The sequence below is a fragment of the Mesorhizobium japonicum MAFF 303099 genome (genome assembly GCF_000009625.1).
Lineage (GTDB): Bacteria > Pseudomonadota > Alphaproteobacteria > Rhizobiales > Rhizobiaceae > Mesorhizobium > Mesorhizobium japonicum.
Map to the genome: position 1 here is coordinate 4,010,991 of NC_002678.2, position 10,426 is coordinate 4,021,416.

Genomic DNA, 10,426 nt, shown 5'->3' on the forward strand with positions numbered 1-10,426 from the left:
CGATGCGCCTTTCCATTCCGATCTCGGCCTTCGTGGCGGCAATCGTCGGCTTTGGCGGCACGCTGGCCATCGTCATTGCCGCCGCCCACGCGGTCGGCGCGACGCAAATTCAGACGGCAAGCTGGGTGACGGCGATTTGCCTGGCCATGGCGATCGAGAGCCTGTGGCTGTCCTGGCGCACCAAAATGCCTGTCATCACCGCGTGGTCGACCCCAGGCCTGGCGCTGATGGCGGCATCGAGCGGCTTTTCGATCGGCGAAGCCGTGGCCGCCTTCATCGTCACCGCCATCCTGTTGATCGCCACCGGTCTGTTCCGGCCCCTGACGCAATTGATCTCCAGGATACCGCCCTCGGTCGCTTCCGGCATGCTGGCCGGCATTGTCGTTACCTTCGCCCTCAACGCGGTCAAGACCGTTCCCGTCGACCCCTGGCTGATCCTGCCGCTGATCGCGGCCTTCTTCTTGATCCGCGTGTTCCACCCGGCGCTGTCGGTGCTGGCGGTGCTGGTCGGCGGCGGTCTCGCCGCGTTTCTCACCGGCCGTGTCGGCGGCTTGCCGACCCCCGAACTGTCGACGCTGACGCTGATCGCGCCTGATTTCACCGCCAAGGCGATGATTGGCCTGGCGCTGCCGCTCTATCTCGTCACCATGGCCTCGCAGAACCTGTCGGGGCTGGCCGTGCTGCGCGCCGCCGGCTACCACCCGGAGCCCGGCCCGCTGATCGGCGTCACCGGCCTGTTTTCCCTGCTGTCGGCGCCGTTCGGCGGCTCGACCACCAATCTGGCGGCGATTTCGGCGGCGATCTGCACTGGGCCGGACGTCCATCCCGACCCCGCCGAGCGCTGGAAGACCGGCCCCTTCTATGCGCTCGCCTATGTCATCTTCGCGATTTTCGGCGCGTCGCTGGTGGCGATCTTCGCCGTCCTGCCGCAAAGCCTGATCGTGCTGGTGGCGGGTCTGGCGCTGATGGCCTCGCTGGCCAACGCGCTGGCGATCGCGCTGAAGGATGAGGGCGACCGCATGGCCGCCATCGTCACCTTTGTCGTCACCGCTTCGGGATTGACCCTGTTCGGCGTTGGCGCGGCATTCTGGGGGCTGATCGCAGGGCTGGTCGTGCTTTTCCTCGACAGGCTCAAAAAGCGATAGTCATTTCAAACCCTTGTCCGGTTTTGGCGGACATTGTCTTGAATCGCCGTTTTTGCCTTCCCATTTCGATTCCACGCAGCCGGTCCTGGCTGTCTCCAACCGAAGGAATGGGAGAAAATGAACACATCTGCATTGATCCGCCCGGCCTGGACGCCGGCAACCATCGCGTTGATGGTGATCGGCTTCATGGTGTTCTGGCCGCTGGGCTTCGCCATGCTCGCCTACATCATCTGGGGCGACCGGCTCGACGGCTTCAAGCGTGACGTCAACCGTGCGACCGACGGCATCTTCGCCGGCTGCCGCCGCGGTTCCGACAAGGCCGCTCGCTGGGGCAATGGCTCCGCCCGCACCGGCAACGTCGCTTTCGACGACTGGCGCGAAAAGGAGCTCGAGCGCCTCGCCGAGGAACGCCGCAAGCTCGACGACATGCTGACCGAGTTCGACGACTATGCCCGCGAACTGCGCCGCGCCAAGGATCAGGACGAGTTCGATCGCTTCATGGCCAAGCGCAACAAGTCGACCGCGCCGGCGAAGACCGATCCGAACACCGGCACGACCCCGACCAAGCGCGGCAAGGGCTCGAACCTGCTTGACGACTGAGGCTGTGCGACAAGCCCGATCGTGAAAAAAAACGGCGTCGCGTGAGCGGCGCCGTTTCTTTTTTGTTCTAGTCGTTTTTCTCGAATCGCGTATCGTCCCGCCATGACCATCGGATTCTTCCGCAATCTGACGAAGCCCAAGGCCACGCCAGTCGTGGAGCGCGAATATTGCGTCGCCGGTCGCACGCTGCCGCTCAAGATCGTCGAGAGCGCCCGCGCACGGCGCCTGACGCTGCGCATCGATTCCGGCGGCCAGGGCCTGCGCATCACCGTGCCGCCCGGCCTGCGCCGTGGCGAGGTGGACAGGTTCCTCGACCGCCATCAGGACTGGCTGGAGCAGCGCCTGGCCAAGGTGCCGACGCGCCCGCAAGTGCGGCCGGGCATCAAGATCCCGATCCGGGGCGTGCCGCACCGCATCGTCCATGAGCCGTCAAAGCGCGGCACCGTCACCGTGTCGCGCGACGAGCGTGGGCCACTGCTGATCGTCCATGGCGACCGGATACATCTGCCGCGCCGTATCGCCGACTTCTTGAAGCGCGAGGCCAAGAAGGAGATCGAGAAGCTGGTGATCAAGCACACCGAGGCGCTCGGCAAGCGCGCCAAGGCGATCCGCTACAAGGACACGTCGAGCCGCTGGGGCTCCTGCACCTCGGAAGGCAATCTCTCCTTCTCCTGGCGCATCATGATGGCGCCGCAGCCTGTTATAAATTACCTCGTGGCGCATGAGGTCGCGCATCTCAAGGAGATGAACCACGGCCCGAAATTCTGGAAATTGTGCGAAAAACTCTGCCCCGACACCGACCGCTGCAAGGACTGGCTGAAGCGCAACGGCGGCGCGCTGCAGGCGATCATGTTCGAGTAGTCAATCGTCATTCGCGGCGTTGAGTTCCTCGGGGCGCAGCCCTTCATCGCCATGATGCGGCCAGGGCAGGAAATTCCGGTCAAATTCATCGCTGCCGAAATAGTCGAGCGCCCGATGCGCCTCGGCGCCGTTGAAGGCGGCCTTGTCCATCAGATGGGCGATGACTTCGCGCGCCTGCGCGATCTTCTGCTTCAGTTCCGCAACCGTTCTGTCGGCCATGATCGTTCTCCCGCCCTGCATGCTGCCAATTAAACCCGTCATCAATAGGTAGCGCCTTTGGCGTTGCCGGCAAACAGTATGCTTTTTCTCGACTCTGTCTCGATTTCATGCCAATTCCCGCGCCATGGCGCTCGACATCAAAATCTGCGGCTTGAAGACCGACCAGGCAATGGCCGCGGCGCTCGGCGGCGGTGCCAGCCATGTCGGCTTTATCTTCTTCGCGAAGAGCCCGCGTTATGTCGAGCCGGCGGAAGCCGGGCGTCTGCGCGAAGCCGCGCGCGGCAAGGCCGTGGCGGTTGCTGTGACGGTCGATGCAACCGACGCTTTCCTGGACGAGATTGTCTCGGCCATGCAGCCCGACATGCTGCAGTTGCACGGCTCGGAACACCCCGAACGGGTGGCTGAACTGAAGGCTCGCTATGGCTTGCCGGTGATGAAGGCATTGCCGCTCAGCGAGGCCGCCGACCTCGACCGGATCAGACCGTTCATTGGCATTGCCGACCGGTTCCTGTTCGATGCCAAGCCACCGAAAGGCTCCGAACTGCCGGGTGGCAATGGCGTCGCCTTCGACTGGCGCATCCTTGCCGGCCTTGACGCCGGCGTCGATTACATGCTTTCCGGTGGGCTCAACGCCGCCAATATCGGCGATGCCCTTCGGCTTGCGAACCCGCCCGGAATAGACATTTCGTCGGGCGTGGAAAGCGCGCCGGGCGTCAAGGATCCGGCGCTTATCGAACAGTTTTTCCGGGCCGTCCGAGCAGCACGCGACGACCGGGCCGCCTAACGCCTTTAAACAAGAGTATGTCCCGGAAAAATGGGAACCGGTTTTCCGACAAGGACATGCTCAAAACATAAGATTTAGGAGATCGGCGATGGACCAGCCGGCGACGCCCAATTCCTTCCGCACCGGACCCGACGAGCAGGGCATGTTCGGCATTTTCGGCGGCCGTTTCGTCGCAGAAACGCTGATGCCGCTGATCCTCGACCTGGAGCGGCACTGGAACGAGGTCAAGAACGATCCGGATTTCAGGGCTGAGCTGACCGATCTTTCGACCCACTATGCCGGACGCCCGTCGAAGCTCTATTTCGCCGAGGGTCTTACGAAGCATCTTCGCGAGGTTTCCTCGGCGAAGGGCCTCGGGGGCGGCGCCAAAGTCTATTTCAAGCGCGAGGACCTGAACCACACCGGGTCGCACAAGATCAACAACTGCCTCGGCCAGATCCTGCTGGCCAAGCGCATGGGCAAGAAGCGCATCATCGCCGAGACAGGCGCCGGCCAGCATGGCGTGGCATCCGCCACCGTCGCCGCCCGCTTCGGCTATCCCTGCGTCGTCTACATGGGCGCCACCGACGTTGCCCGGCAGAGCCCGAACGTGTTTCGCATGAAGCTGCTCGGCGCCGAAGTGCGGCCGGTCACCGCTGGCCACGGCACGCTGAAGGACGCCATGAACGAAGCCCTTCGCGATTGGGTCACCAATGTCGAGGACACCTATTATCTTATCGGCACAGCCGCAGGCCCGCATCCCTATCCGGAGCTGGTGCGCGACTTCCAGTCGGTGATCGGCACCGAGGCGCGCGCGCAAATCCTCGAACAGGAAGGCCGGCTGCCCGACACCATCATTGCCGCTGTCGGCGGCGGCTCGAATGCCATCGGTCTGTTCCATCCCTTCCTCGACGACAAGGACGTGCGCATCATCGGCATCGAAGCCGGCGGGCGCGGCCTCGACGGCATCGAGCACTGCGCCTCGATGAATGCCGGTTCTCCCGGCGTGCTGCACGGCAACCGCACCTATCTCCTGCAGAATGCCGACGGCCAGATCATGGACGGCCATTCGATCTCGGCCGGCCTCGACTATCCCGGCGTCGGCCCGGAGCATTCCTGGCTGCGCGATTCCGGCCGCGTCGAATATGTGCCGATCCTCGACGACGAGGCGCTGGAAGCCTTCAAGCTGACGACGCGCGTCGAAGGCATCATCCCGGCGCTGGAATCCGCGCACGCCATCGCCCACGCGGTGAAGATCGTGCCTGCCATGGACAAGGACCAGATCGTCATCGTCAACCTGTCCGGCCGTGGCGACAAGGACGTGCACACGGTGGCCTCGATGCTGGGCATGGAGATCTAGGCCCTTTGGACAGTTTCGATTTGGGAGTTGATTATGAGCAAAATTCGTCCAAAGGGCCAGACATGACGACCCGCATCGACCGCCGCATGGCGAAGCTGAAGACCGAAGGCCGCCCGGCACTCGTCACCTATTTCATGGGCGGCGATCCCGACTACGATACCTCGCTGTCGATCATGAAGGCGCTCCCCGGCGCCGGCTCCGACATCATCGAGCTCGGCATGCCGTTCTCCGATCCGATGGCCGACGGTCCGGCGATCCAGGCGGCAGGGCTGCGGGCGCTGAAAGGCGGCCAGACGCTGGTCAAGACGCTGAAGATGGCGTCCGAGTTCCGCGCCGGCGACAATGAAACGCCGATCGTGCTGATGGGCTACTACAACCCGATCTACATCTATGGCGTCGACCGCTTCCTGAAAGACGCGCTGGCCAGCGGCATCGACGGGCTGATCGTCGTCGACCTGCCGCCGGAAATGGATGAGGAACTCTGCATTCCGGCGTTGAAGGCCGGCATCAACTTCATCCGCCTGGCGACGCCGACCACCGACGACAAGCGCCTGCCCAAGGTGCTGCAGAACACCTCCGGCTTCGTTTACTACGTCTCGATGACCGGCATCACCGGTTCGGCGCTGGCCGACACCGGCAAGGTGGCGGCGGCAGTCAACCGCATCAAGGGTCACACAGACCTGCCGGTCTGCGTCGGCTTCGGCGTCAAGACCGCCGAACAGGCGCGTGTCATCGGCGCCAACGCCGATGGCGTTGTCGTCGGCACGGCAATCGTCAATGCGGTCGCCAATGTGTTGGGGCCGAAGGGCGAAAAGACCGCCGACCCGGCCGAGGCCGTCGCCACACTGGTCAGCGGCCTGGCGCAAGGCGTGCGTTCGGCCCGCCTTGCTGCTGCCGAATAGTTTTCCTACGTCTTTAGCCAACTCTTCGTCAGGACAGGAGCCGAAGCGATGAACTGGATCACCAATTACGTTCGCCCGAAGATCAATTCGATGCTCGGCCGGCGCACCGACATGCCCGAGAATCTCTGGATCAAGGATCCCGAGACCGGCGAAATGGTGTTCCACAAGGATCTGGAATCCAATCAGTTCGTCATCCCGTCTTCCGGCCACCACATGAAGATTTCGGCCAAGGAGCGGCTGAAATACTTCCTCGATGACGGCAGGTACGAGCAGCTCGAAAACCCCAAGGTTGTGCTGGATCCGCTGAAGTTCCGCGACGAGAAGCGCTATACCGACCGACTGAAGGACGCCAAGGCCAAGACCGGCCTGGAAGACGCCATCGTGAACGCGCTGGGCACCATCGAGGGCCTGCCGGTGGTGGTGACGGTGCAGGATTTCGCCTTCATGGGCGGCTCGCTCGGCATGGCGGCGGGCGACGCCATCGTGCATGCTTTCGAGGTCGCCCTGCAACGCAAGCGACCGCTGATCCTGTTTGCCGCCTCCGGCGGCGCGCGCATGCAGGAAGGTATTTTGTCCCTCATGCAATTGCCGCGCACCACGGTCGGCGTCGACCGGCTGAAGGAAGCCGGCCTGCCCTATATCGTCGTGCTGACCAACCCGACCACCGGCGGCGTCACCGCCTCCTATGCCATGCTGGGCGACGTGCATATCGCCGAGCCGGGCGCGCTGATCGGCTTTGCCGGGCCGCGCGTCATCGAACAGACCATCCGCGAGAAACTGCCGGACGGCTTCCAGCGCTCAGAATATCTGATGGAGCACGGCATGGTCGACATGGTGGTGTCGCGGCTCGAGATGCGCCAAACGATCGCGCGGCTGCTGAAGATGCTGCTCAAGATGCCGGGCGAACAGAAGCCGCTGGAGCCGGAAATCCTGCCGCCCGCCGTGGTTGCCGCCGAAGCCAGGCCGCAAGCCTGAGGCGACATCAACCGCCGCGAACAGCGATTGCGCCATGTCCATGGCGCGCTGTAGCCTTTTGATTGCCATGGCCATTCCGGATTGATTCTGGTGCTCGGGCCATGCGCCGGGATTTAGCCATGACAACGCTTGCCGCCGACCGCGAAATCGAAGCCCTGATGGCGCTTCATCCGAAAGGTTTCGACCTTTCGCTCGACCGCATCACGCGGCTCTTGGAGCGGCTTGGCAATCCGCAGGACCTGCTGCCGCCGGTCATCCACATCGCCGGCACCAACGGCAAGGGTTCCTGCGCCGCCTTTTCCCGCGCGCTGCTCGAAGCCGCCGGCCACCTAGTCCATGTCCACACTTCGCCGCACCTGGTGAACTGGGCCGAGCGCTACCGGCTGGCCGCTGAAGGCGGCGGCAAACTCGTCGACGATGAGACCTTCGCCGAGGCCATTGCCCGCGTCGCCAAGGCCAATGACGGCCAGAAGATCACCGTCTTCGAGATCCTCACCGCCGTCACCTTCATCCTGTTTTCCGAACATCCGGCCGAAGCCGCCATCATCGAGGTCGGCCTCGGTGGCCGCTTCGATGCCACCAATGTTGTCACCAGGCCCGCCGTGACCGTGATCATGCCGGTGTCGATGGACCATGAAGCCTATCTCGGCGACCGGGTCGAACTGATCGCCGCCGAAAAAGCCGGCATCATGAAGCGCGGCTGCCCGGTGGTCATCGGCGCGCAGGAAAGCGAGACGGCGCTGCAGGTGCTGATCGAGACCGCCGAGCGGCTGGAGTGCCCGACCTTCGTCTATGGCCAGGATTTCCTCGCCTTCGAAGAAAACGGCCGCATGGTCTACCAGGACGAGGATGGGTTGATGGATTTGCCGCCGCCGCGTCTGCCGGGACGGCATCAGTTCGCCAATGCCGCCGCGGCGATCGCCGCGGTCAAGGCGGCCGGCTTCGAGATCAGCCACCGCGCCGCCGAGAAGGCGATGACCCATGTCGCCTGGCCCGGCCGCATGCAGAAATTGGCGCAGGGTCGGCTGACGGATCTGGCGCCGAAGGGCGCCGACATCTGGCTCGACGGCGGCCACAATCCGGGCGCCGGCGTGGTCGTCGCCGAAGCGCTGGCCGAACAGGAAGAAAAGAACCCGCGGCCGCTGTTCCTCATTTCGGGCATGATCAACACCAAGGACCAGAGTGGCTATTTCCGCGCCTTCAAGGGCCTCGTCCGGCATGTCTATACGGTGCCGGTGAGCCTGAGCGATGCCGGCGTGCCGAACGACGAACTGGCGATCCGGGCCACGGAAGCCGGGCTGACCGCCGAGCCGGTGAGTTCCGTCGCCAACGCGCTGATGCTGCTGCGCGACACATGGGACGGCCCGCCGCCCCGCATCCTGATCGGCGGATCACTCTATCTTGCCGGCGCGGTGCTAGCCGAGAATGGCACGCCGCCGACCTGAGCGCTTGATGACCGACGCAGGAAGCCCGTGATGATCAACGTGAAGCAGCTCGCCCATGTCTGTATCTTCGCGCATGATCTGGAAGCGACGCGAAGCTTCTACCGCGACGTGCTCGGCATGGACACAAGGTTCAATTTCCTGCGCGACGGCAAGATTTTCGGCTTCTACCTCGATTGCGGCGGCCGCAGCCATGTCGAGGTGTTCCAGAAGGATGCCACCACCTATAGCGAACTCAACCAGATCAACCATTTCTGCCTTGAGGTCGAAAACATCGACGCGGCGATCGCCCACATCAAGTCGAAGGGCGTCGACGTCACGGCCAAGAAGCATGCCTGCGACGACACCTTTCAGGCCTGGATACGCGATCCCAACGGCGTGAAGATCGAGCTGTTCGAATACACCGCCAAAAGCGCGCAGTTCATCGGCGGCGACCGCATCGCCGACTGGTGACTAGACATGCTTCAGAAATTCCATGGTGAGATCAGGTCCAGGCTGGTGGTGCCGAAGTCGTTGAGATTTCGGGTTGCCAGCCGGCCTCCATTCACGCGCGCTATCGCCGCGATCATGCCATCGGGAGCCGACATGCCGGGACCTTGGCGTGTCGCGGCCCCCATGATCGCGCCGTAAGCCAAGGCAGCCTCTTCCGTCAGTCCAAAAATCCGGTCAGCAAATCGATGCCGCCATCGGGAAAGTCCCTGTTCCAGCCGATCCGCACGCTCGTCAGGTCGTATCTTTTGAATACCGAAGGCGATTTCAGCAATCGTCACCGTGGGAAGCGCCAGTTCGGCGTCATTGCGCACAAGCCACGCCAGCACGGCTGGATCCGGGGTCTTCTTCAGAGACTCCGAAATCACGTTGGTATCGACGAAAATCAATGCTCAATTCCTGAATGAAGCTCGCGACCCTCGCGAATAACTTTCTCCAGATCGATGTCGACGCCACTGCTTGCGGTCAGGCTGGCATAGAAGGTGGAGGCGGGTTCGCGGCCAGCTTCACGAATCTCGTAGGATTCAAGCGCGCGTTCGACCACGTCGGCTATCGAGCGGTTCTCGCGACGAGCAAGCCTATGAGCCAGGTCACGTGCCTTTGCGCTGCGGACTGAGAGCTGTGGTTCGGCCATGTCAAACTCCCTTCCGAGGGACATAGACCGATGCGTGCCTGCCATCATGATGGCAGATGATGGCGTGCCATCACTCCGATCAGCGTTCAACGGCGCATTACTTCAGCTCGATCTCGATAAAAGCATATTCGCCGTCATTGGCGCTGATGACGTCGTGTTCGACGCCCTCCTTGCGAAAATAGGGCGCGCCTTTCTTCATCTCGGCGAAAGTTTCGCCGTCCTTGGTCACCAACTTCACCTTGCCGTCCATCAGCGGCACGACGACATAGTCGTGGCCATGGCGATGCCAGCCGGTGTTGTCGCCGGGCTGGAAGCGGTATTCGGTGACGATGACGCGCTCATTGTCGATGAAGACGGTGGCCTTGGCGGATCCGGTCATGTCGCTCTCCTGTTTCTGCCGCCAGCAGAAGACATGGCGTGCCCTGATGTGAGGGCCAGAGCGGCCCAGCGCATGACCCAGCGGATCATGAGCCATCCAACTGCTACAGCGTCCTCTGCGCATCCAAGGATGCGCGGCGCTGTAGGTGACGCCAACAAAAAGCCCGGCGCGATGGCCGGGCTCTTGCTATCGGGAATTTCAAAGCATTCCAAGAAAAGTGTGAAGCGGTTTTCTGTCCGGAATTGCGTCTAAACAGAGAGGATCAGAGGCTGCCATTGATCCAGTGCGACAGCGCGGTCTTCGGCGCGGCGCCAACCTTCATGTCGGCCACTTCGCCGCCCTTGAAGATCATCAGCGTTGGGATCGAGCGCACGCCGAACTGCGCGGCAAGCTCGGGGTTCTCATCGATGTTGAGTTTGGCGATCTTGATCTTGGCTCCGAGTTCAGTGGCGATGTCTTCGAGCGACGGCGCGATCTGCTTGCAGGGGCCGCACCATTCCGCCCAGAAATCGACCACCACCGGTACGTTGGCGTTGAGCACGTCAGCCTGGAAATTGTTCTTGTCGACCTTGACGGTGGCACCCATGCGGAAAATTCCTTTCGAGAGTTCTTTGTCGCACCAAATGTGGTGGTTATCTAGCCCTTCTTCAAGCAGGT

Annotated in this window: 14 protein-coding genes; 9 read left to right on the top strand and 5 right to left on the bottom strand. The window is 62.8% G+C overall.

Annotation, left to right across the window (positions count from 1 at the left end; all coding sequences use genetic code 11):
* Positions 1–2 precede the first annotated feature (2 nt).
* The 3 genes from MAFF_RS20760 to MAFF_RS20770 all read left to right on the top strand — a co-directional run bounded on the left by MAFF_RS20760 (position 3) and on the right by MAFF_RS20770 (position 2,606).
* On the top strand, positions 3–1,145 hold the full coding sequence (locus MAFF_RS20760) for a benzoate/H(+) symporter BenE family transporter (protein ID WP_080511903.1): 1,143 nt from the start codon (positions 3–5) through the stop codon (positions 1,143–1,145).
* 117 nt (positions 1,146–1,262) lie between these two features.
* Positions 1,263–1,745, top strand: coding sequence for a DUF2852 domain-containing protein (locus MAFF_RS20765; protein ID WP_032932633.1), 483 nt, complete (start codon positions 1,263–1,265; stop codon positions 1,743–1,745).
* A 102-nt stretch (positions 1,746–1,847) separates the two neighbouring features.
* A complete protein-coding gene (locus MAFF_RS20770) occupies positions 1,848–2,606 on the top strand; it encodes a M48 family metallopeptidase (RefSeq protein WP_010912920.1) in 759 nt (252 codons plus the stop codon).
* Here the strand turns inward: MAFF_RS20770 and MAFF_RS20775 are convergent, their stop codons facing one another.
* Positions 2,607–2,825 carry a hypothetical protein gene (locus MAFF_RS20775; protein ID WP_027047648.1) on the bottom strand — a complete coding sequence of 73 codons (219 nt, stop codon included), beginning with the start codon at positions 2,823–2,825 and terminating at the stop codon, positions 2,607–2,609.
* A gap of 124 nt (positions 2,826–2,949) precedes the next feature.
* Here MAFF_RS20775 and MAFF_RS20780 point away from each other — a divergent pair, with 124 nt between their 5' ends.
* From MAFF_RS20780 to MAFF_RS20805, 6 genes are all read left to right on the top strand, one after another.
* Positions 2,950–3,609, top strand: a complete 660-nt coding sequence (locus MAFF_RS20780) for a phosphoribosylanthranilate isomerase (protein ID WP_010912922.1) — start codon at positions 2,950–2,952, stop codon at positions 3,607–3,609.
* Between the two features lie 88 nt (positions 3,610–3,697).
* Positions 3,698–4,948, top strand: a complete 1,251-nt coding sequence (trpB, locus tag MAFF_RS20785) for a tryptophan synthase subunit beta (protein WP_010912923.1) — start codon at positions 3,698–3,700, stop codon at positions 4,946–4,948.
* A gap of 62 nt (positions 4,949–5,010) precedes the next feature.
* On the top strand, positions 5,011–5,850 hold the full coding sequence (trpA, locus tag MAFF_RS20790) for a tryptophan synthase subunit alpha (RefSeq protein WP_010912924.1): 840 nt from the start codon (positions 5,011–5,013) through the stop codon (positions 5,848–5,850).
* Between the two features lie 48 nt (positions 5,851–5,898).
* Complete coding sequence (accD, locus tag MAFF_RS20795; RefSeq protein ID WP_010912925.1) at positions 5,899–6,825, top strand: acetyl-CoA carboxylase, carboxyltransferase subunit beta; 927 nt, start codon at positions 5,899–5,901, stop codon at positions 6,823–6,825.
* A gap of 119 nt (positions 6,826–6,944) precedes the next feature.
* Complete coding sequence (locus MAFF_RS20800) at positions 6,945–8,270, top strand: bifunctional folylpolyglutamate synthase/dihydrofolate synthase (RefSeq protein ID WP_044548743.1); 1,326 nt, start codon at positions 6,945–6,947, stop codon at positions 8,268–8,270.
* A 30-nt stretch (positions 8,271–8,300) separates the two neighbouring features.
* Complete coding sequence (locus MAFF_RS20805) at positions 8,301–8,720, top strand: VOC family protein (protein WP_032932636.1); 420 nt, start codon at positions 8,301–8,303, stop codon at positions 8,718–8,720.
* Positions 8,721–8,731: 11 nt separating this feature from the next.
* Here the strand turns inward: MAFF_RS20805 and MAFF_RS20810 are convergent, their stop codons facing one another.
* The 4 genes from MAFF_RS20810 to trxA form a co-directional block, all read right to left on the bottom strand.
* On the bottom strand, positions 8,732–9,145 hold the full coding sequence (locus MAFF_RS20810) for a type II toxin-antitoxin system VapC family toxin (protein WP_010912928.1): 414 nt from the start codon (positions 9,143–9,145) through the stop codon (positions 8,732–8,734).
* Complete coding sequence (locus MAFF_RS37860) at positions 9,142–9,390, bottom strand: type II toxin-antitoxin system VapB family antitoxin (RefSeq protein WP_080511904.1); 249 nt, start codon at positions 9,388–9,390, stop codon at positions 9,142–9,144. Before MAFF_RS37860 ends, MAFF_RS20810 begins: the two co-directional genes overlap by 4 nt.
* 97 nt (positions 9,391–9,487) lie before the next feature.
* Positions 9,488–9,769 carry a cupin domain-containing protein gene (locus tag MAFF_RS20820; protein ID WP_010912930.1) on the bottom strand — a complete coding sequence of 94 codons (282 nt, stop codon included), beginning with the start codon at positions 9,767–9,769 and terminating at the stop codon, positions 9,488–9,490.
* Positions 9,770–10,031: 262 nt separating this feature from the next.
* Positions 10,032–10,355 carry a thioredoxin gene (gene trxA, locus MAFF_RS20825; RefSeq protein WP_010912931.1) on the bottom strand — a complete coding sequence of 108 codons (324 nt, stop codon included), beginning with the start codon at positions 10,353–10,355 and terminating at the stop codon, positions 10,032–10,034.
* Positions 10,356–10,426: the final 71 nt, after the last annotated feature.